19 protein-coding genes and 1 pseudogene are annotated in these 22,200 nt (G+C 51.8%); 13 read left to right on the forward strand and 7 right to left on the reverse strand.

Going from position 1 to position 22,200, the window contains the following annotated elements; all coding sequences use genetic code 11:
- Nucleotides 1-57: 57 nt before the first annotated feature.
- The 5 genes from FDX03_RS14430 to FDX03_RS14450 form a co-directional block, all read right to left on the reverse strand.
- Complete coding sequence (locus FDX03_RS14430) at nt 58-1,224, reverse strand: lactate oxidase (protein WP_124020926.1); 1,167 nt, start codon at nt 1,222-1,224, stop codon at nt 58-60.
- A gap of 49 nt (nt 1,225-1,273) precedes the next feature.
- Nucleotides 1,274-1,840, reverse strand: a complete 567-nt coding sequence (locus FDX03_RS14435) for a YceI family protein (RefSeq protein ID WP_137346103.1) — start codon at nt 1,838-1,840, stop codon at nt 1,274-1,276.
- 238 nt (nt 1,841-2,078) lie between these two features.
- The gene (locus tag FDX03_RS14440) at nt 2,079-2,708 is read right to left on the reverse strand and encodes a hypothetical protein (protein ID WP_115601511.1); all 630 of its coding nucleotides are present in this window, start codon (nt 2,706-2,708) and stop codon (nt 2,079-2,081) included.
- A complete protein-coding gene (locus tag FDX03_RS14445; protein WP_048213138.1) occupies nt 2,708-3,430 on the reverse strand; it encodes a hypothetical protein in 723 nt (240 codons plus the stop codon). The genes FDX03_RS14440 and FDX03_RS14445 overlap by 1 nt, the downstream gene beginning before the upstream one ends.
- A gap of 272 nt (nt 3,431-3,702) precedes the next feature.
- Complete coding sequence (locus FDX03_RS14450) at nt 3,703-4,239, reverse strand: GNAT family N-acetyltransferase (protein WP_137346104.1); 537 nt, start codon at nt 4,237-4,239, stop codon at nt 3,703-3,705.
- Nucleotides 4,240-5,079: 840 nt separating this feature from the next.
- Here FDX03_RS14450 and pgaA point away from each other — a divergent pair.
- The 6 genes from pgaA to FDX03_RS14480 all read left to right on the forward strand — a co-directional run bounded on the left by pgaA (nt 5,080) and on the right by FDX03_RS14480 (nt 12,004).
- On the forward strand, nt 5,080-7,542 hold the full coding sequence (pgaA, locus tag FDX03_RS14455; protein WP_048213136.1) for a poly-beta-1,6 N-acetyl-D-glucosamine export porin PgaA: 2,463 nt from the start codon (nt 5,080-5,082) through the stop codon (nt 7,540-7,542).
- Nucleotides 7,543-7,551: 9 nt separating this feature from the next.
- The gene (gene pgaB, locus FDX03_RS14460) at nt 7,552-9,573 is read left to right on the forward strand and encodes a poly-beta-1,6-N-acetyl-D-glucosamine N-deacetylase PgaB (RefSeq protein WP_137346105.1); all 2,022 of its coding nucleotides are present in this window, start codon (nt 7,552-7,554) and stop codon (nt 9,571-9,573) included.
- Entirely contained in the window at nt 9,570-10,904 is a 1,335-nt protein-coding gene (pgaC, locus tag FDX03_RS14465) for a poly-beta-1,6-N-acetyl-D-glucosamine synthase (protein WP_040232145.1), read from the forward strand. Before pgaB ends, pgaC begins: the two co-directional genes overlap by 4 nt.
- Nucleotides 10,901-11,407, forward strand: coding sequence for a poly-beta-1,6-N-acetyl-D-glucosamine biosynthesis protein PgaD (gene pgaD, locus FDX03_RS14470; RefSeq protein WP_048213134.1), 507 nt, complete (start codon nt 10,901-10,903; stop codon nt 11,405-11,407). The genes pgaC and pgaD overlap by 4 nt, the downstream gene beginning before the upstream one ends.
- Nucleotides 11,408-11,489: 82 nt before the next feature.
- Nucleotides 11,490-11,720 carry a 4Fe-4S mono-cluster protein YjdI gene (yjdI, locus tag FDX03_RS14475; protein WP_005123368.1) on the forward strand — a complete coding sequence of 77 codons (231 nt, stop codon included), beginning with the start codon at nt 11,490-11,492 and terminating at the stop codon, nt 11,718-11,720.
- An 11-nt stretch (nt 11,721-11,731) separates the two neighbouring features.
- Complete coding sequence (locus FDX03_RS14480) at nt 11,732-12,004, forward strand: GNAT family N-acetyltransferase (protein ID WP_101741591.1); 273 nt, start codon at nt 11,732-11,734, stop codon at nt 12,002-12,004.
- Nucleotides 12,005-12,046: 42 nt separating this feature from the next.
- On the opposite strand, the gene FDX03_RS14485 is transcribed toward FDX03_RS14480, so the two are convergent.
- Nucleotides 12,047-12,976: a LysR substrate-binding domain-containing protein gene (locus tag FDX03_RS14485; protein ID WP_137346106.1), complete on the reverse strand. Its 930-nt coding sequence runs from the start codon at nt 12,974-12,976 to the stop codon at nt 12,047-12,049.
- 392 nt (nt 12,977-13,368) lie between these two features.
- Here FDX03_RS14485 and FDX03_RS14490 point away from each other — a divergent pair, with 392 nt between their 5' ends.
- The 7 genes from FDX03_RS14490 to FDX03_RS14520 all read left to right on the forward strand — a co-directional run bounded on the left by FDX03_RS14490 (nt 13,369) and on the right by FDX03_RS14520 (nt 21,872).
- A complete protein-coding gene (locus FDX03_RS14490; protein WP_137346107.1) occupies nt 13,369-13,974 on the forward strand; it encodes an ankyrin repeat domain-containing protein in 606 nt (201 codons plus the stop codon).
- Between the two features lie 126 nt (nt 13,975-14,100).
- On the forward strand, nt 14,101-14,889 hold the full coding sequence (locus tag FDX03_RS14495; protein ID WP_137346108.1) for a DUF2877 domain-containing protein: 789 nt from the start codon (nt 14,101-14,103) through the stop codon (nt 14,887-14,889).
- Nucleotides 14,867-16,414, forward strand: coding sequence for an acyl-CoA synthetase FdrA (gene fdrA / locus FDX03_RS14500; protein WP_115642926.1), 1,548 nt, complete (start codon nt 14,867-14,869; stop codon nt 16,412-16,414). The genes FDX03_RS14495 and fdrA overlap by 23 nt, the downstream gene beginning before the upstream one ends.
- A complete protein-coding gene (locus FDX03_RS14505) occupies nt 16,414-17,832 on the forward strand; it encodes a DUF1116 domain-containing protein (protein WP_137346109.1) in 1,419 nt (472 codons plus the stop codon). Before fdrA ends, FDX03_RS14505 begins: the two co-directional genes overlap by 1 nt.
- 117 nt (nt 17,833-17,949) lie before the next feature.
- Nucleotides 17,950-19,500: a xanthine permease gene (locus tag FDX03_RS14510; protein ID WP_105242191.1), complete on the forward strand. Its 1,551-nt coding sequence runs from the start codon at nt 17,950-17,952 to the stop codon at nt 19,498-19,500.
- Between the two features lie 26 nt (nt 19,501-19,526).
- On the forward strand, nt 19,527-20,477 hold the full coding sequence (locus tag FDX03_RS14515; RefSeq protein ID WP_116361180.1) for a carbamate kinase family protein: 951 nt from the start codon (nt 19,527-19,529) through the stop codon (nt 20,475-20,477).
- A 12-nt stretch (nt 20,478-20,489) separates the two neighbouring features.
- Nucleotides 20,490-21,872, forward strand: a complete 1,383-nt coding sequence (locus FDX03_RS14520) for an amidohydrolase family protein (RefSeq protein ID WP_137346110.1) — start codon at nt 20,490-20,492, stop codon at nt 21,870-21,872.
- Nucleotides 21,873-21,916: 44 nt separating this feature from the next.
- Here the strand turns inward: FDX03_RS14520 and FDX03_RS23420 are convergent.
- Nucleotides 21,917-22,200: pseudogene (locus tag FDX03_RS23420) on the reverse strand (nickel/cobalt efflux protein RcnA); the annotation flags it as partial.

Consider the following 22,200-nt stretch of genomic DNA (forward strand, 5'->3'; position numbering starts at 1 on the left):
CTCTGGTGAGTGGAGTAGAGGGGTTAATATTCCACACCGTTAACCCAAAGTATGCTCTTATTCTTCCAGATCACGTAAGGTCAACAATTTGTTTTTTTTCACCTGCTCGATATCTTTGGTTCCACCGAGCATCATATTGATGACTAATTCTTTGTTGAGTTGCTCGACAACAGAAGCAACACCCTGAGCCCCGCCAAGGTTTAGACCGTACAGGACAGGACGCCCAATAGCCACGATATCAGCGCCACTAGCGATAGCTTTAAATACATGTGAGCCACGACGTACACCACTATCAAAAATAATGGGTACGCGTTTATTTACCACTTTTGCGATAGAGGGCAATACATCAAATGAGGATGGCCCACTATCGAGTTGCCTTCCCCCGTGGTTAGAAACCCAGATAGCTGCAGCTCCGGCCTTAATAGCAATCTCTGCATCTTCCGGCGATTGAATTCCTTTCACAATGACCGGCAAACCGGAGATTTGGTGAACGTATTTAATATCTTCTGGTGTGAAGGCTTGTTTGGCTTGTGCGTAAATTTCGCTGATACCAGAACCTTTGCCTGTTTTTGAACCGTCATCACTCTGCTTCGCAAACATCTCAAGATTTGCAAAACCGAGAGGGAACTGGAAATTATTTTTTATATCGTCTTCACGATATCCACCAACAGGTGAATCGACTGTCAGAATGATCGCTTTTGCACCATGCTTAACTGCTTCACTCAGTATAAATTCGTTAAATTTATTGTTTTTACTCATATAGAGCTGGAAGAAAAACGGATTTCCCTCTGATGCCCTGGAAACGTCTTCAATGGTTTTATTTCCGTAGGTGCTTAAAGAGAATATTGAACCTACCTGGGCCATTCCTCGGGCTGTGGCAAGTTCACCGGCTTCGTGCGCCAGACCCTGGGCTGCCATTGGCGCCTGGATTATGGGGGTTTTTAGCGGAATGCCCAGCAAGCTGGTTGAAAGATTGATATTTTTTAATTCAATACCTTGCAATACTCGAGGAACGATAAATTTCTTATCAAAGCTCTCGGTATTGCTGCGCAGATTATTTTCATCTTCCGCGCCTCCACGAATATAACCAAATGCTCCCTTTTCCATTCTGGCTTTTACTTGATCTTCAAGAGCGTCAATGTTGACCATTTTAATGGGGTGCTCTTCGGTGCTGGCTTTATATGCTTCGGCTTGCGCCATACCCGATGAAATCATCATAGCCATAGAGGCTATGGCCAGAACTGTTTTATTCACTTTCACTCTTACTTCCTTGTTATTGGCGTATTGCTTCAGCCTGAATACTAATATCAACTGTTTTGCTCATTCCTATGTTGACGAGATAATCAACACCCCATAGAGTACGATCAATTTTTGCAGAGAAATCGCCACCGCAGACCTGAGCGTTGAAAACCGGACTCATATAGCAGCCGAATTTGGTCGTCGTTAACGTGACAGGTTTAGTAACACCCTTCATCGTCAACATCCCTTCAATAGAGGCGGGTTTGCCCTCAGAGAAGTTCCATTTTGTTGATTTGAATACAATATTCGGATATTTTTCTGCATCGAGTATATCGCTGCTACGGATATGTTTATCAAATGCTTCCAGACCGGTATTTAGAGACTTAACAGGAATGGTTACCTGCATTTCACCTTGCTGTTTCTCTGGAAGATATTTCACTTCTCCGCTGATGGAGTAAAAGCCACCATGGTTGGTTGACGTCTGAAAATGGTCGATATTAAATGTCGCATTCGTATGCGTACTATCCAATTTATATACTTCGGCATGCGCAATATTCACAAAACCTAATGCGCATATTGCGATCAATATGTTCTTGTTCATGGTGTAACCTCAGAGATAAAAAACAGATGCATTTATAATTCATGTGTTATAACCCGTCCAGATTGAAAAGTGGGAAGCAGTGTCCCATTTATAGAACGATAGGGAGATGCAGGGGGACTATTCTCTATTGAATAATCCCCCTGCATCACTTTGGAATTATAAGGATATATTGGATTTAATATTACCCGCTCAATCTCTGATAACACTTATAAAAATTAAGTTATCCTGCGATAACAGGTTATCCTTGCATGAGATATTCTCTATGTTCCAAAATTTTTTCCACCAGTAGATTCACTCCATTGTCGTTCGCGATATCTATCAGCGGCACTGAAAATCCGATACCGCGAATTTGGTTATTGTCAGAAAATTGTACTTTGGAATGGGTATCAGGATAGCCCTCGTAGCTGTCCCACATCTCTTCTGGAGAGGAATATGGTGTGTCATTGTTTGCTGCTGAGAAGAGATAAATATTCAGATAACTTTGGGATTTGTCGGCGGGTGTTTTCAGTCGGGTTGCCAGTGGTTCTTCATCTTTTGGGTACTGTGATGTGCGCTGGTGATATTCTAATTCGCTGTCAGTAACCAATTTAAAATCAATCACATAGTCGGTCATCAACATCGGTAAAGAAGGCTGCTTTTGTTTGCCAAAGACGAATGATACATCCATCATTGGCAGGTAGTCCCATTTCCAACTCTCCAGTGGATTCACGCCGCGACGAGGAGGTTTATTGAAACTCCATGTATCCCAGAGGAGAAAAGAGGTTTCTATTTTCTGCGCAACCTCATTGATCATTGGCAGAATTTGCTGGTAATACGCCCCGCAGATGCGGTGAGCCTGACGAACCTGAGCAAAGGGATCATGTGTCATTATTGTTCCTTAATAAGTGATAAATCGCCGGAGAGGGGATTCTCTGTCAGAAATTGACTAAATCTGTGCCAGGGAAGCAGTGGTTCGCGGATGCCGTACAGAGCAAGGGCTTTCAGGCAATCAGCAACGATGCGCTTATCCTGAGGAGCATTCCATTCTGAATGCTGGAAAATTTCTCTGAGTCTACGCCATTCCAGTCCATGAAATTCAACCTGGGGAAACTCTGTCGCTAATTCGTGAAACCAGGTTTTTGCGGCGGCGGGCAAGTTGCCCAGAGCTAAAAAATGGACAACAGGTTTGGCGTCATCATCGTGTAAATAAGTATAAAGTTCTTTTCGCCATTGCTGTTGATATTGCATCCCTCCAGCAGGTGGTTTTACCTCGACAATCAGTGCCGCATGTTCGAAAGTGATGACCACATCCGGTTCAGAAAATTGTTCCAGACCAGATGTGTATGGCTGCATTTTTTCATCAATGGAATCGGGAAAAGCGAATTTTGGCCAGAAAGCGATAGCTTCATAAGCTCCCCAATCATCCCTGGATTTCCCTGTCAATGCAGAAAAGAAATGACTCATTGCAGCAGGTGATAAATAGTTAACCCGGCTCCAGATTGCAGCTGTGAGTAGATCTTCATAGGACTGAAAAACAGTTCGCCAGCTTTGTCGCATCCCTTCATTTAGCGTTATTCTTCCTGCTTTACCTTCCAGAATGGCATTTAACATCCCATATTCCTTAATGTGGCTTAGCTAATAAAATTAGTCGGTTAGCTTTATTTTCTAATCGTTTATACTGACATGTTCAAGCGTAACAATCATCTACCTTATCATTCCATCTTGCCAGTCCTGCACCACAGAAATCTATCTGATGAAACCCCTCTGGGTATCGTGTTGTTGTGCGCAAAAAGGCATTTTCGTAAAGGAAGATGGCGAGTAGCAGGTAGATAAAGCAGGCAAACGACTGAAATAAGTATTAAGGGGGGCCCCTCCGTTTTCCCTCAGAGTATCGCGCCAGCGTTGGGCGGCAGTGTGCTGTTACCTTCACCCAGATTACGTTGTAGCAATACGGTATCGAGCCAGCGACCATGCTTGAAGCCAATATTCTTTAGCGTGCCGACCTCCATAAATCCGACCTGCTGGTGGACTTTCAGCGATCCCTGATTATTGCTGTCGCCGACGATGGCAATCATCTGTCGGTAGCCGTGTGTTTCTGCCCATGTAATGACATGGTGTAGTAGCGCTTTGCCCGCGCCCTGACGTTGTGCTGTCGGATCAATATAAATCGAGTCTTCGAGCGTATAACGATAGGCATAGCGTTCACGGTAGCGAGTGAGATAACAGTAGCCGATGACTTTTTCGTCCTGCAGGGCCACAACCCACGGCAACCCCAGCTCGCGGATCTTAGTCAGGCGAACAAGCATTTCGTGAGAATCTGGCGGGTTAGTCTCAAAACTGGCCGTCCCGTGAAGAACATGATGTGCGTAGATAGTATGGATAGCGGGGATGTGCTTTTCTTCTGCGTTAACGATTTTCATTGACCAGTTCCCGTTGGCATCTTTTGCCAGATTACCTGAAAGAATGCGGAAAGGGTAAGCGTAAAAGCTTATGGCTCAATGGACATCATTCAATAGTATTAGGCTTGTATTTTGTAAGGGTAAAATTGATTGTCGTTGATATCGCCAATAATTTAACAAATAGATAAGTACAGTTTTACGGAATGATAAATACACTTGGGCGTAGTGGAATTAACAATTGCCTGTGGTAGTTCATTGAGGTATTCCACAATGCCATTTTTGGTAGGTGATAAACATACTGCTCATAAAGCCCTTTAATTTCATTTTGTTATATCTTTATCTAATTCTTTTTGCCTGGTGTTATGTTGCCGATTTAACCCTGAAACTTAGCCGTTTAAAATTAACTGATGTTATTTATAGTGTTATCAGTTACTGTTAATTATCAGGTTTTCCCTGTCAATTTTCAAAATGCTTATCAGGCAAACAGTTACCTGGTGTTTCTATATTTGCTGATAATAGTTATCATCACTACGTGGTTTCGTCACGGAAACTTAATCTAAATCCAGTATTCGATCCCAAGAGTATTAGGATAATTTGGTTTAAAATACTTTTTTTGCCTAAGAGTTTTCTTATAACATAGCAAGACCCCACACTGAGTGATAAAATTCCTGAGCTTTCGCCAGCCTCTCAACGACGAGTGGACGAGTCATAGGGAGTCAATAAGACGAAAGAATTAAATGATTTTTAGCCATATTACGAAATAAGCGGCAGTGCACTTTACATGGTCGGCAACCGTCATGGAATGACTATAACTTATTGAAAACGCTTATTTTTACTATGATGTAAGATATAAGGGCAGATATGTTCAGTATGCGTCGACATGCCAACTTTATTAAACGCTTCAAGTCAGTAACCTGTTTATTTACGGCAAGCGTTCTTTTCCCAATGCAAGCCTCTGCAGCAGTATCAGATTACGATGCGTTGATTATTGAAGCGCGAGGTGGTAATAGCACACCGTTATTGCGCTACCTTGAGGAGCAGGGAAAGAAAAGTGCGTTAACGCCAAATCAGGTGGCTGACTGGCTGCAAGTATCCAGTTGGGTTGATAACAACGATAAAGCAACCATTGATATCTGGCAAAGGTATCGTGGACAGATGGAAGTGCCCGCACGCGGCAAAGTGGCCGCTGCACGTGCGTATCGCAATCAGAAGAGCTGGAATGAATCATTAGCGCTCTGGGAGAGCGTTGTACAGGAAGAGCCTGAGAACGCCGATGTGCGTACTGGCTGGATCATGACGCTGGCGGATGCACGTTACAATCAGCAGGCCCTGACTGAAGCGAATAAATGGGCACGCGCGCATCCGGGGGCTGACTCTGATGCACTGCTTGCCTATGTGTATCATTCACAGGGTAAAAACTGGGATGCGCTGTTAGTCGCCAGCCAGGCGGATGAAGTTGATCCGGGTAACAAAAATGCGAAATCCACGCTGTTGTCAGCGCTGTCAGCCAACCGTGTTGCTGAACCGGCGTTGGGACTGACGGAAGTGGTTCCGACATCTGACCCCGTTAAGCGGCGTCTGGCGCTTGATGCTGCAGCCGAAAAGGTGCGCGCTTCTTATACCTCTGCACGAAATGAAGATGAGCGTTTTATCGTGGCGGATAAAGCGCTTGCCCGCTATGACCAGTTGCTGGCAGCCTGGAAAGATGAACCCGCAGCTCAGGGGGATGTGCGTCGGGCGAGGATTGACCGCATGGGGGCCCTGCTGGTGCGTAAGCGCACTGCCGACGTGATTCAGGAGTACGAATCCCTTTCCGCGGACGGTGAAGTGCCCAACTATGCCAAACGTTGGGTGGCTTCGGCGTGGCTCAGCGAACGTCAGCCGGAAAAGACCGAAGCAATGCTGGCGAGCATCTATTATCCGAACGGACCTATCCCTGTTACGCCGCTCAGTCCTGAAGATCAACAGGATCTGTTCTATGCGCATATTGATAATGAAAACTTTGATGCCGCTAAAAAACAAGTTGATGACTTGATCAAAGAGAGCCCGTATCTGCGTCGTATCTACGGCTCGCCAACGCCACAGCCTAACGATAACTGGCTGCTCGGGCAGACGCTGCTGACGCAATATCATCTTGCTGCCAATGAACTGCCAGAGGCAGAAAAACTCTCAGAACATCTGGCACGAACGGGGTCCGGTAACCAGGGGTTGCGCATAACCTATGCTTCCGTTTTGGAAGCCCGTGGATTGCCACATGCGGCGGAAAAAGAGTTAAAGCTTGCGGAAGTGATCGAGCCCAGCAACCTGGAGCTGGAGCGTCAGCAGGCTTATGTGGCGCTGGATCTTCAGGAGTGGAAACAGGCCGATGAGCTGACCGATGATGTCATCGCCCGTAGCCCGGATGACGAAGCGACGCTGCGCCTGGCACGGATCCGTGATGTGCACAAAATGTCGGAAGTGCGTATCAGCGGTACGCAGGGGATCTCCTCCGATAGTCCGGTCAGCGGTAAGAATGACTTCAACATCAATACAGCGATTTACAGCCCGCCGATTAATGACAACTGGCGACTGTTTACCGGTTTCAACTTTGCCACCGGCGAGTTTGAAGAAGGAAAGGGCATCAGCCGCGATCTGGCGGCTGGTGCTGAATGGACTTCACGTGATTACTGGGCCGAAATGGAACTGTCTGGCCGTAATTATGGCGACGGGCAGAAAATGGGGGGCCGTCTTTCCGCCTGGCATGACTTCAATGATAACTGGCGTGTGGGTGGGTCAGCAGAGCGTCTTTCCCGCAATACGCCACTGCGTGCACTGCGTAGCGGCGTATATGCAAACGGCGGCGACATGTATGTCCGCTGGTACCAAAACGAACGGCGAGAGTATCAATTGTCGTTTGCGGCCTCACATTTCTCGGATGGTAACGATCGTCTCGAATACGGGCTTAGCGGAAAAGAGCGCATGTGGACGACACCGCGCTTCACGCTGGACTTTACCCCGGGTATCGGCGGTAGCACCAACACCAAAGAGAATGTGCCGTATTACAACCCCAAAAGTGATTTCTCCGTAGTTCCCGGCTTGACCGCGGAGCAGGTGCTTTACCGACACTATGACACCGTGTGGACACAGCAGGGAGTGGCTGGTGTGGGCGGCTACTGGCAACAAGGTGAAGACGCAGGGGCTATCGTCCAGTTGGGTTACGGTCAACGGCTTAAATGGAACAACGTCGTAGATGGCGGGGTGATGCTGGTGTGGGATAAACGCCCCTACGACGGTAAACGTGAGCGGAATATCTCCCTCGCTTTCGATTTGAATGTCAGGTTTTAAGGATTGTTCATGCTGAAAAGATGCCTATGGCTTAGCGCACTCATCGCTGGCTGGTTGATGATTACCGCGTGCAGCAGTGCGCACAATACGACGCCTCGCTACGTTCCTCCTGATGAGAGAACGCCGCTGACGGCCGATCACCCGTGGCCGAAAAATAGTTTTTTGGTTCTGGGTTATCACGATGTAGAGGATGATGCAGCCGATCAGCGCTACCTCTCTGTGCGTACCAGCGCGCTGAGCGATCAAATAGCCTGGCTCCGTGATAATGGCTATAACCCGATCAGCGTTCAGCAAATTCTGGATGCTCATGACGGTAAAATCGTGCTGCCGGAAAAAGCGGTTCTGCTCACCTTTGATGACGGGTATAGCAGTTTCTATACCCGCGTCTGGCCGCTGCTGAAAGCTTACAACTGGCCAGCCCTTTGGGCACCGGTTGGAAGCTGGGTGGATGCCCCTGCGGACAAAAAAGTCGATTTTGGTGGCCTGATGACGGCGCGCGACAAATTCGCCACCTGGAAGATGGTCGAGGAAATGGGCAAATCGCCGTTGGTGGAAATCGGCGCGCATACCTGGAACTCGCATTTCGGTGCTGAGGCGAACCCGCAGGGAAGTAAAGAACCTGCAGTGGCAAACCGTCTCTACGATAAGAAAACCGGCACTTACGAAACGGACGAGCAATACTATCGCCGTATTAATACCGATATCTCTTTGATCACCAATAAAATTAAAGCGGTAACGGGGAAATCGCCACGTGCGTGGGTATGGCCTTACGGTGCCGCCAGCGGTACGACCTTAAACCTGGCCAAAGAGCAAGGTTATAAGATGGCGTTTACGCTTAATGAAGGGCTGGCGAATGCGGCATTCCTTGATGATATCCCGCGTGTACTGATTTCTGATAACCCATCGCTCAAGCGTTTTGCCAGTCAGGTTGCTCAGGTGCGTGAACCGCAGACGATGCGCGTGATGCATGTCGATCTGGATTACGTCTATGACAAAGACCCCGCCCAGCAGAAGCGCAACATCGATAAGCTGATCCAGCGTGTCTACGACATGCGTATCTCTCATGTCTTCCTGCAGGCGTATGCCGACCCTAAAGGCGACGGGAACATTCGCGAGGTCTATTTCCCTAACCGCTGGCTGCCGATGCGCGCCGATCTGTTTAACTATATCTCCTGGCAGTTACAAACCCGTGCAGGGGTTACCGTGTACGCCTGGATGCCGGTGCTGGCTTTCGATCTGGATGCCTCAATTCCGCGTGTAACGGCATGGGATCCGAAAACCGGACGTACTGCGATCAACCGCGAGAACTATGTCCGTCTTTCACCCTGGAGCAGTGAAGCGCGTCAGCGCATTACCGAGATCTACGAAGACCTGGCGAAGCACGCCAGCTTCAAAGGCATCTTGTTCCATGACGATGCCTTCCTGACGGATTTTGAAGATGCGTCGCCGGAGGCGTTAGCCGCCTACCGTGCCGCAGGACTTCCGGGAAGCATCGAGCAAATCCGTAATAACCCTCAGGCGTTTGAGCGCTGGACGCGCCTGAAAAGTAAGATGCTGATCGACTTCACGAAGCAGTTGACGCAATCGGTACGCAATATTCGCGGTCCGCAGGTGCAAACTGCGCGCAATATTTACGCCATGCCGGTACTGGAGCCTGAAAGTGAAGCCTGGTTTGCGCAAAACCTGAATGATTTCCTGAATAGCTATGACTGGACGGCACCCATGGCGATGCCATTTATGGAGCAGATCCCGGCCAATGATGCTAACGCCTGGCTTGATCGACTGGTGAATGCTGTCGCACAGACGCCCGGCGCGCTGGATAAAACCGTGTTTGAACTGCAGGCACGCGACTGGCGTAAATCCGGGGAACAGGCCGAAATCAGCGGTAAACAGCTCGCCGAATGGATGCGTCAGCTTAAGTTAAGCGGCGCAGGCAACTACGGCTATTACCCGGATGATTTCATCAGCGATAAACCTGAGATGTCAGAGATTCGTTCGACGTTCTCCTCATACTGGTACCCGCAAAAATGACCGATCGCATAATTGCTTTCCTGATACTTTGCCTGATGTTCAGCCTGCCGTTTGGCGTGGCTGTCGTCTTCACGGGTGAAGTGATGTTGAACTTTGTCTTCTTCTGGCCCTTGTTCATGTCTGCATTGTGGATAAGCGGCGGGGTCTATTTCTGGTTTTACCGTGAGCGTCACTGGAAATGGGGAGATGAAACGCCGCCGCCTACTCTGGAAGGGAATCCGCTGGTCTCGATTTTGATCCCGTGTTTTAACGAAGGGATCAACGCGCGCGAAACGATCGAGGCCGCACTGGCCCAGCGATATAAGAATATTGAAGTTATTGCCATCAATGATGGTTCGACGGATGACACGCACGATGTTCTGGAACAGCTGGCAACAGAGTACCCAAGCCTGCGAGTGATTCACTTAGCGGAAAACCAGGGGAAAGCCCTGGCTCTTAAGACCGGCGCAGCTGCAGCGCGCAGCGATTACCTGGTGTGCATTGATGGGGATGCGTTACTGGATCGTGATGCCGTCGCCTATATCGTGGCTCCGCTTATCCAGTTCCCGCGCGTTGGTGCGGTGACCGGTAACCCGCGTATTCGTACCCGCTCGACGTTAATTGGCCGCGTACAGGTCGGTGAGTTCTCGTCGATTATCGGCTTAATCAAGCGTACCCAGCGAGTCTACGGGCAGATATTTACCGTTTCAGGTGTCGTTGCCGCGTTTCGTCGCCGGGCGTTGGCTGAAGTTGGCTACTGGAGCCCGGACATGATCACCGAAGATATCGACATCAGTTGGAAGCTGCAATTACGCCACTGGTCGGTATTCTTTGAGCCGCGCGCGCTGTGCTGGATCCTGATGCCTGAAACATTGAAAGGACTGTGGAAACAGCGCCTGCGCTGGGCACAAGGTGGTGCGGAGGTGTTTATCGTTAACATGCGCCGCCTGTGGTCGTGGGAATTCCGCCGTATGTGGCCGCTGTTCCTTGAGTTCTGTTTCTCTACCGCTTGGGCATTTGCGTATGCGGTTAGTATCGTGCTGTTCCTGTTAGGGCTGCTATTCCCGATGCCAGACACGCTGTATGTTCAGCATCTGTTCCCGCCAGCCTTCACTGGACTTATCCTCGGCGTGGTCTGCCTGTTGCAGTTCGCGGTGAGCCTGATGATTGAACGGCGCTATGAAAAAGGGATTGGGGCCTCATTGTTCTGGATCATCTGGTTCCCGGTGGTGTACTGGATGCTGAGTCTGTTCACCACGCTGGTGGCGTTCCCCAAAGTGATGCTCAAACGCAAACGCGGCAGGGCACGCTGGGTCAGTCCTGATCGCGGTATCGGGAGGATTGAATCATGAACCAACCGCTGATTTTTACCGAACGGCGTCTGCTGCCGCGGGTGATCGACGTCGTGTTGACACTTATTGCCTGGATTGGGTTCTTATACCTGATTTATAAAGGGTTGATCGTCGCACTGGCGCATTCACCGCATATAGGGGTTCGCCCCTTTTTCACGACCCTGGATACGGTGACGTTTTACATTCTTATTGCCCTAGTCAATGGTCTGGTGCTGATTGGTTGGGCTAAGTACAACCAGTTTCGTTTCCGGGTGGAACGCCGCAGTCGCAGACCGGGTCTGGAAGAGCATGAGCTGGCGGAAAGTTTACGCATTACCCGCGAGCTGGTGACCGAGCTGAACAAGGCGAGGGTGCTGACGGTTCACCATCATGAAAGTGGTGAAATAAGTCATATCGATGTGGACAGGGATATCGCCGATAACCGTCTGCCGCCACCGACGCCTGCGATGCTGGAGTATTTGCCACCAGAGCAGCAGCCGTCGTGGCAGAGACGGTCTGAGTGATATTTCTGCTTTCAGCGGCTTCCTTCAGCCTCGCATCGGTCTATGATTAGACCCAGACAATAAAAAAATGTGAGGCAATGTCGTGGATAAGGAACTACTGGATGCAGGTTACCGGGCCTATACCGGCGAGAAGATTGATGTCTATTTCAACACGGGGATGTGCCAACATTCGGGTAATTGCGTACGAGGAAGCGCAAAGCTTTTTAACCTGAAGCGTAAACCGTGGATCATCCCGGATGAAGTCGATGTTGCGACGGTTATCAGGGTTATTGATACCTGTCCGAGTGGTGCACTGAAGTATCGCCAGAAATAAGTGAGGGAACCATGGAAATTCTTGCAGGCCACAACAAATTTTATGTGAACGATGCTGAAGGCAAGCAGGTCGCCGAGATTGTTTTTGTGCCGACGGGCGAGCATCTGAGCATCATTGAGCATACCGATGTCGACCCCAGTCTGAAAGGTCAGGGCGTGGGTAAGCTGCTGGTAGCGAAGGTGGTGGAGAAAATGCGCGCTGAAAACCGCAAAGTTATTCCGCTGTGTCCGTTTGCCAAACATGAGTTCGATAAAACTCGCGAGTACGACGATATTCGCGCCTGATTATCACACGAGCGCCGGAACGCATCCCCGCTATCCGGCGCATCACTGCCGATGCAGCAGATCCTGATAAATCCCCGTCAGTATCCCTTGTGGCCCAAACTCTTTTTTAATCCACTGCGTTACGCGACCGGTTGCTGCGTGCTGGGTTGCCAACAGCATGCGTGAATCCTGACGCGGGTTGTGGATCTGCCGCGTGACCAGCAGCGACTTTTCCATCGCTTCGCGTACCATATAGTCTGGTAAAAAGCCGATGCCTTCACCCAGAATCTGGCACTGACACTTGGTATTAAAATCAGGAACCAGAATCGACTCCTGTCCGTGTAACAGCCAGCCGACCTTCTTGTTAATGGTGTGCGCGGTGTCTTCCACCATGATGTTCGGGTACAGGCGCAGCTGGCTCTCAGAAATGGGTTCAGGCATAAAGGCGAGCGGATGATCCGGGGCAATCGCAAACGACCAGCGGATCGCGCCAATCTCAGTGTAATCAATGCCGCCGCCGTCCAGTAACGTATCGGGCGCGCCGATAGCGATGTTGGCGAGGTTGTTGATGATCGAATCCCAGACGCCGTTATACACCTCGGTGGTGACGGTTATCTGGCAGGTCGGAAACTGCTTTTTGAGTACCTGTAACAGCCGTGCAGTATGCTGTGGGGTATACAACAGCTGGTTAATGCAAATGCGTACCCTCGCTTCAATTCCCTGGGCGATAGTATCGATGCTGCGCTTGATGGCGTGGAAGTCATTCAGCAGGTCGGTTGCTTTGCGAAAGAAGTAGCGACCGGACTCGGTGAGCTCAATGCTGCGGGTACTGCGAGTAAACAGCACCACATCGAGCCCCATCTCCATACGTTTGATGGTGTAGCTGATGGCCGACGTTGTTAAGCCAAGCTCCTCAGCGGCCTTGCTGAAACTGCTGTAGCGCGCTGCCATCGTAAAGGCCAGCAGGTTTTCCTCGGTAAAAATTGAATTCATCCGTTCTCCCCTCAGACCATGCTGCGATGTCCACGATACGATGATTGTTGAATGTATTTGTAATCCTTATCGAGAGCAATCAGTTTTGAACAGAATTTAACACTAGGGTTACATTTGATTTGAAGGCAATCACACTTCTGTATTTTAGTTGCGACCCGCTATCTGTGCTGCATACCGCCTGATTTCCCCAGGCTCTGATTCATCGCTAAAACGGCTTCCGTCATAAGGGAAAGATTGCACTACAGCACGTTTTACTCTCATTATTAAATTTGATTCAACAATCGACACGCTTACGATGAATGAAATTTAAGCGGATGTTATTCTCTAAACTCTGTTGCTATTCTCAGGTTATCGGAAATATGAAGAGTCTAAAAAACTGCAGGAGAGTGATTATGTCAGAGAAAGAACTTATTACTGAATTTCTGCTGGCGGCAGAACAGGGTAACGTCGAAGGATTAAAATCCTGTCTGGAAAAAAATGTGGATATTAATGCCACCAACCGTCAGGGCCGTACTGCCATAATTATTGCCAGCCTGAATAAGCATTACGATTGTGTTTCTTTATTGATTGCCGCCGGTGCTGATATTAATAAGCAAGATCAAACCTGCTTTAATCCATTCCTGATTAGCTGCCTGACAAATGACTTAACGCTACTGCGTTTGGTATTACCGGCTAACCCCGACCTTAATTGTCTGAGCCGTTTTGGCGGCGTCGGTATTACGCCAGCCAGCGAAAAAGGCCATGTCGAGATCGTGCGTGAGCTGCTGCTGCGTACCGATATCAATGTCAACCATACTAATTTTGTTGGCTGGACGCCGCTCCTGGAAGCCATCGTACTTAATGACGGTGGCGCGAAGCAGCAGGAGATCGTTAAGCTGCTGCTCGACCATGGCGCAAACCCGCACATGACGGATAAATACGGTAAAACCCCGCTGGAACTGGCGCGGGAGAAAGGTTACCACGAAATTGCCGAGCTGCTGATTGCGGCCGGAGCCTGACAGAGGAGCGCCGCTATCGCCACGCCATCACGGCGATGCGTACGGGCGCTAACCGCAGACAGCGCGTTTCTCGCTTTCCGGGGAACGGGGCGGGTTGAACAGGTTTTTTCCCACGCGGTAAACCTGTTGATACCTGAACAGCAGCGGCTGCTGACGTTATTGAGTGAAGATTGTGATAACGCGCCTAACAGCTGTCGGCTGGCGCTGACGCATTGTGAAGACCTGTTTCACCCCGGTGAGCTGGTCAATTTTAGCGGGTCGGGAATAGTTGTTGGCAATGATAAATGGATAGAAACCGCCGGTTGCCTGCTGTGGCGAATACCACGGTGGACATCTGATGCAGCAAGTCTTGCCGCAGTCGGCTGGCAGCATTGGGAAGAGGTTATCCGCCAACAGCTAAGAAACGACGACACATTATTTCTGTATCAGGGTGACAATCCGTTTTTTCAGGAAATCACCCGTCAATTACGCAACCGCCGACAAACATTACTGACGGCGTTGCGTACTGGAGAAAATATCTCTACAGCGGTCAGCCATTTAATTGGTCTGGGGATTGGGCTGACGCCATCATCGGATGATTATTTAGTTGGTCTAAGTACCATCTTATTTATTCCAGGACACCCGCTGGGAAAATATCGTGAAGATTTTTTAGCAGTTTTACAATGTGCCGGAAATAATACGACGCTACTCAGCAAAATAACATTAGAGGAAGCTTTTCATCAGCGCTATCGGGAAAGTGTCGCACGACTGCTGAACCATATTATTAATGAGCAACAACCCGTTTCTACGCAATATATAACTGATATTAAAAATATCGGCTCAAGTTCTGGCTGCGACATGCTGTACGGCATGGCGGATGCCTGCGCCCTGAGCCACAGGTCCGGAGGAAATTATGTCGATCAGGATAGTTGTTAAAAAGAATACGTACTTTGATTCGGTCTCACTGATGTCTATTTCAACACGCGCAAATAAGCTCGATGGTGTGGAGCAGGCGTTCGTGGCTATGGCGACAGAAATGAATAAGGGCGTGCTGAAGAATCTCGGCCTGCTCACGCCTGAACTGGAAGAGGCGAAAAGTGGCGATCTGATGATTGTCATTAAAGGCGCGAGCGACGAAGCAAACGCGCAAACGCTGGTGGCGATTGACGATCTGTTTACGCATAAAGAGCAGGGTGGCCAGCACGAAGCGCGCTATGCCACGCTCGCCAGCGCGAAGAAGCACGTTCCCGACAGCAACCTGGCGGTGATCTCGGTCAATGGCCTGTTTGCCGCGCGTGAAGCGCGTCAGGCGCTACAAAATAACCTCAACGTGATGTTGTTCTCTGACAACGTCTCTCTTGAAGACGAGCTGATGCTTAAGCAACTGGCGCACGAAAAAGGGCTGTTGATGATGGGGCCAGACTGCGGAACCGCCATCATTAACGGCGCGGCGTTGTGTTTTGGCAACGCGGTGCGTCGCGGCAACATCGGAATTATTGGTGCGTCCGGTACCGGTAGCCAGGAACTGAGCGTACGCATTCACGAGTTTGGCGGCGGGATTTCCCAACTGATTGGCACCGGTGGACGCGATCTGAGTGAAAAGATTGGCGGCCTGATGATGCTTGACGCGATTGGCATGTTGGAAGCCGATCCGCAAACCGAAATCATTGCACTGATCTCCAAACCGCCTGCACCTGCGGTGGCCCGCAAGGTACTGGAACGTGCACGCGCCTGTCATAAGCCCGTGGTGGTGTGTTTCCTCGGACGTGAAGCCGCGCCTGCGGATGAAAAAGGCCTGCAGTTTGCCCGCGGTACTAAAGAGGCGGCGTTGAAAGCGGTGCTGCTGACCGGCGTGAAAAAAGAGAGCCTGGATCTGCATCCGCTCAACTGGCCGCTGATTGAAGAGGTTCGCGCCCGTCTGACCCCGCAACAAAAGTACATCCGTGGCTTGTTCTGCGGTGGCACGTTGTGCGATGAGGCGATGTTTGCTGCCATGGAAAAACATGCCGAAGTGTACAGCAACATTCATCCGGACCCGGCGTTCCGCCTGCAAGATCTCAATCGCAGCGTGGCGCATACCTTCCTCGATTTCGGTGATGACGATTTTACCAACGGCAAACCGCACCCGATGATCGATCCCACCAACCGCATTAGTCGTCTGTTGCAGGAAGCGCGCGATCCTGAAGTCGGCGTGATCGTGATGGACTTTGTGCTTGGCTTTGGATCGCATGAAGATCCGGTTGGCGTAATGCTCGATGCGATCGTTGAAGCCAAAGCGATCGCCGCCGCAGACGGTCGTCCGCTTGAGATCCTCGGCTATGTGCTGGGAACCGATCTTGATACGCCATCGCTGGAAAAACAGTGTCAGATGCTGACTGATGCTGGTGTTATCTGGGCGAGCAGTAGCACCAACACCGGATTGCTGGCGCGTGAATTTATCTGTAAAGGGGAGGAAGCCTGATGAGCCAGACGCTGTTTAACCAGCCGCTGAATGTGATTAACGTCGGTATCGCGATGTTCAGCGATGACCTGAAAAAGCAGAACGTTCCCGTGACCCAGCTCGACTGGACGCCGCCGGGCCAGGGCAACATGCAGGTGGTTGCGGCACTGGACGAGATTGCCGATTCGCCGCTGGCAGACAAAATCGCTGCCGCTAACCAGCAGGCGCTGGAACGTATTATCCAGTCGCATCCGGTGCTGATTGGCTATGACCAGGCAATCAATGTCGTGCCGGGGATGACCCGCAACACCATCCTGCACGCTGGACCGCCAATCCGCTGGGAAAAAATGTGCGGCGCAATGAAGGGCGCAGTCACCGGTGCGCTGGTGTTTGAAGGGCTGGCGAAAGATCTGGATGAAGCCGCCGAACTGGCCGCCTCGGGCGAAATTATCTTCTCTCCGTGCCACGAGCATGACTGCGTTGGCTCGATGGCGGGTGTGACGTCAGCATCCATGTTTATGCACATCGTTGAGAACAAAACCTACGGCAACCGCGCATATACCAATATGAGCGAGCAGATGGCGAAGATCCTGCGCATGGGAGCGAACGATCAAAGCGTTATCGATCGTCTGAACTGGATGCGTGATGTGATGGGCCCAATGCTGCGCGATGCCATGACGCTGGCGGGAGAAATAGACTTGCGCCTGATGCTGGCGCAGGCGCTGCACATGGGCGATGAGTGTCATAACCGCAATAACGCCGGGACGGCGCTGCTGATTCAGGCACTGACGCCGTGGATCATTCAGACCGGTTATCCGGTTGAGCAGCAGCGTGAGGTGTTCGAATTCGTCCTCAGCAGCGATTACTTCTCCGGGCCGACCTGGATGGCGATGTGTAAAGCCGCAATGGACGCCGCCCACGGTATTGAATACAGCACCGTGGTGACGACGATGGCGCGTAACGGCGTTGAGTTCGGTCTGCGCATCAGCGGCTTACCGGGTCAGTGGTTTACCGGTCCGGCGCAACAGGTGATTGGCCCGATGTTTGCGGGCTATAAGCCGGAAGATTCCGGACGCGATATCGGCGATAGCGCGATTACCGAAACCTACGGTATTGGCGGTTTCGCCATGGCGACGGCACCGGCTATCGTGGCGCTGGTGGGGGGTACGGTCGAAGAGGCCGTTGATTTCTCGCGCCAGATGCGTGAAATCACTCTCGGCGAAAACCCCAACGTCACCATTCCGCTGCTTGGTTTTATGGGCGTACCGACCGCTATCGATATTACGCGCGTGGGCAGCACCGGCATTCTGCCGGTGATCAACACCGCAATTGCGCACAAAGACGCGGGGATCGGCATGATCGGTGCCGGAATAGTCCACCCGCCGTTCGCCTGTTTTGAAAAGGCGATCCTCAACTGGCGCGACCGCTACTGCCAATAACAACAATCGGGGCTGACGCGGTTAGCCCCACAGTAGCGAAGCGAAAAACGTTGCTTACCTGCAGGGCTGGGCGATCTTCGCGATCGCAAACGATGCTTAACCTGTTAAGGATATTCCATGAACAGCATAAAACTAGAATGGAAACGTGGTGACTGGGCAGCTTACTTTGGGCTGATGACCAACAACCTGACTAACCTGCTGACAATGATGGGGCTGCTCATTTTTGTCGTCGGGATCCCTACCGAAATTGTCTATGGTCGCATTGCGCCTGCCTTTGGTCTGGCGGTGCTGGTGGCCAGCGTCTGCTACGCCTGGTTTGGCCTGCAGATGGCAAAGCACACCGGGCGTAAAGACGTGACGGCGCTGCCGTCCGGACCGAGCGCACCGTCAATCTTTACCGTCACCTTCCTGGTACTGATGCCGGTTTATCAGCAAACCAAAGATGCCAACTTTGCTATCCAGATAGCGCTGGTATGGTGCTTTGTAGAAGCGTTAATCCTGGTCGGCGGCTCCTTCCTGGGCGAAACCATCCGCAAGATGATCCCACGTACGGTACTGCTTTCTTGTCTGTCCGGCCTGGGACTGTTGCTGCTGGCGATGAACCCGATGCTGCAGGCATTCGAAGCGCCGACCGTCTCTTTCATCGTCCTGTTGCTGATCTTCATTAACTGGTTCGGTAAGAAGCCGATTTTTGCCCGTATTCCTACCGGTTTGCTGCTGCTGATTGCCGGTACGGCTCTGGCATGGATCTCCGGTTTGCAAAGCCCGGAAGCGATCAAAGCCTCGATGTCGTCTTTTGGCTTCAACCCGCCGGAAATCCATGTCGACAGCTTCCTGCAAGGTTTGCCGCACGCGCTGCCGTATCTGGCTTCTGCGGTTCCTTTGGGTCTGGCGAACTACATTTTTGACCTCGAGAACATTGAAAGTGCGCACGCGGCGGGGGATGAGTACAACACCCGTAAGGTGATGATGGCGAATGGCTTTGCCTCCATGCTCGGCTGCATGCTGGGCAATCCGTTCCCGGTGACCGTGTATGTTGGGCATGCGGGCTGGAAAGCGATGGGCGCCAGCATCGGCTATACCCTCGCTTCAGGCATCACCATGTTCCTGGTACCGCTGTTTGGGCTGGGCGCGTTTATGCTCGCCATTATTCCGATGACTGCGATAGTGCCGATTCTGGTGTTTATCGGCGTGGTGACCGCCAACCAGGTGGTACGAGAAACACCCAAAGTCGAGGTTCCTGTCATCTTCATCTGCCTGTTCCCGTGGATCGCTAACTGGGCGTTAACCATCGTCAACAGCGTGATGGGCGCCGCCGGAACATCTGCGGGGAAACTGGGCAGTGACCTGCTGCACAGCAAAGGCGTCTATTACGACGGACTGGTGCATCTGGGAAGCGGCGCGCCGCTGGCCAGCATGCTGTGGGGCTGTGTCGCTATCTTCGCCATTATGAATAAGCCGTTACGCGGGGCGATTGCCGCAGCCTTTGGGGCACTGCTGTCGCTGTTTGGCGTGATCCACTCCCCGGCAGTTGGCTTTGCTGAGGGCAGCTCGATGATGTTTGTTGTGGCCTACCTGATGATGAGCGGCATGTTTGTCGTCAAACATATTCTCGACAGTCGTGAAGCGGCTACTGCGCCTGAGCAGGAACCGACGAAAACAACCTGAATCGCCTGCAAGCGGAAGAAAATACGATGAAAGAACTTGTGGTCGTTGCCATTGGCGGCAACAGCATTATCAAAGATAACGCCAGCCAGTCGATTGAGCACCAGGCTGAAGCGGTGAAGGCGGTGGCGGACACGGTGCTGGAGATGTTGGCATCGGACTACAACATTGTGCTGACACACGGTAACGGGCCGCAGGTGGGGCTGGATCTCCGGCGTGCTGAAATCGCGCACGAACGCGAAGGTTTGCCGCTTACCCCGCTGGCAAACTGCGTTGCCGATACGCAGGGCGGTATCGGCTACCTGATCCAACAGGCGCTGAATAACCGTCTGGCGCGGCGCGGCGAGCAGAAGGCAGTGACGGTGGTCACGCAGGTGGAGGTCGACAAAAACGATCCGGGCTTCGCTAATCCGACCAAGCCTATCGGGGCGTTCTTTAGCGAAGCGCAGCGCGATGAGCTGCTGCGGGTCAATCCGGGCTGGCGCTTTGTCGAGGATTCGGGGCGCGGCTACCGACGGGTTGTGGCTTCCCCTGAACCCAAACGTATTGTTGAAGCAGAGGCCATCAAAACGCTGACTCAGCAAGGTTTTGTGGTGATTGGCGCAGGCGGCGGCGGGATCCCGGTGGTGCGTAGCGAGCACGGGGATTATCACAGCGTGGATGCGGTGATTGATAAAGATCTCTCCACGGCGTTGTTGGCGCAGGAGATCCGCGCCGACATTCTGGTGATCACCACCGGCGTAGAGAAAGTGTGTATTCACTTCGGCAAACCCAACCAGCAGGCGCTGGATACGGTGGATATTGCGACAATGACCCGCTACATGCAGGAAGGTCACTTCCCGCCGGGCAGTATGTTACCCAAAATCGTTGCCAGCCTGGCGTTTCTGGAGCGTGGCGGTAAGCGGGTAATCATCACCACGCCGGAATGCCTGCCCGCCGCACTGCGCGGTGAAACGGGCACCCATATTGTCCATTCCTGAGAGGAGATGCGAATGAAGGAAAGTAACAGCCGCCGTGAATTTTTAAGCCAGAGCGGAAAAATGGTCACTGCTGCCGCGCTGTTTGGCGCAGTGGCTCCGGTCACGTATGCTGCTAATCCTGTCGGGAACACCTGCGGGTCGAAGAGCACAATGACGATTAACGATAAGCACTATTACCTGGATAACGTCCTGCTGGAAGCGGGGTTTGATTACGAAAACTCGGTGGTGGTACATACCCGTACCGCGCTGCAAACCGTTGAAATCCAGGACGGGAAAATTGTTGCGCTGCGCGAGAATAAGCAGCATCCGGATGCGGCGCTGCCGCACTACGATGCGGGTGGAAAGCTGATGCTGCCCGCCATGCGCGACATGCATATCCATCTGGATAAAACCTTTTACGGCGGTCCCTGGCGTTCGCTGAACCGTCCGGCGGGCACCACCATTCAGGATATGATCCGCCTGGAGCAAAAGCTGCTGCCTGAACTCCAGCCTTATACCCAGGAGCGGGCGGAAAAGCTTATCGATCTGCTGCAATCAAAAGGCACCTCGATTGCCCGCAGTCATTGCAATATCGAACCGGTTTCCGGACTGAAAAACCTGGAGAACCTGCAGGCGGTGCTGGCGCGTCGCCAGCCGGGTTTTGCCTGCGAAATCGTGGCGTTTCCGCAGCATGGTCTGCTGTTATCAAAATCTGAACCGTTAATGCGTGAAGCGATGCAGGCGGGGGCGCATTATGTCGGTGGCCTGGACCCAACCAGCGTGGATGGGGCGATGGAAAAATCACTCGATACCATGTTCCAGATTGCGCTCGATTACAACAAAGGCGTGGATATCCATCTGCATGAAACCAGTCCGGCGGGCGTGGCGGCGGTGAATTACATGGTGGAAACGGTTGAGAAAACCCCGCAGTTGAAGGGAAAACTGACCATCAGCCATGCATTTGCGCTGTCTACGCTGAACGAGCAGCAGGTGGATGAACTGGCAACCCGCATGGCGGCGCAGCAGATTACCATTGCCTCGACGGTGCCGATTGGCACGATGCACATGCCGCTAAAACAGCTGCGCGACAAAGGCGTGGAAGTGATTACCGGCACCGACAGCGTGATTGACCACTGGTCGCCGTACGGGCTGGGAGACATGCTGGAAAAGGCGAATTTGTACGCGCAGCTCTATATTCGCCCGAATGAACTTAACCTGTCGCGGGCGCTGTTCCTCGCTACCGGTGATGTGCTGCCGCTTAACGATAAAGGTGAGCGCGTCTGGCCGAAAGCGCAGGATGAAGCCAGCTTTGTGCTGGTGGATGCCTCCTGCTCGGCGGAAGCGGTCGCGCGAATCTCCCCACGCACTGCGACCTTCCATAAAGGGCAACTGGTGTGGGGGAATGTCGCAAGCTAGCCTGGTTCTACGCGCAGCGGCTATCGCTGCTGCGCTCCCATATATTAACCGACGATCCCCATATAGCCGTGAATCCCCATATATACGCCGACCATCGCGATGAGCACGCTGGAAAAATAGGGCGCTTTGCGTGCCAGCGTGTTAAATCCGCTCCAGCGTTTGGCCGCCTGCTGCACGCTGATTGCCGCACCCACGCCCACTGTTACCAGCGTTATCGCCAGCCCGAGGCTAAAGCACAACACCATGGTGGCGCCCAGCGTGAAGGCTTTGAGCTGGATGCATATCAGCAGTACCGTAATGGCAGCTGGACACGGGATTAACCCGCCGG

The organism is Citrobacter sp. wls827 (assembly GCF_005280875.1).
In the GTDB taxonomy this organism is placed as follows: Bacteria; Pseudomonadota; Gammaproteobacteria; order Enterobacterales; family Enterobacteriaceae; genus Citrobacter; species Citrobacter youngae.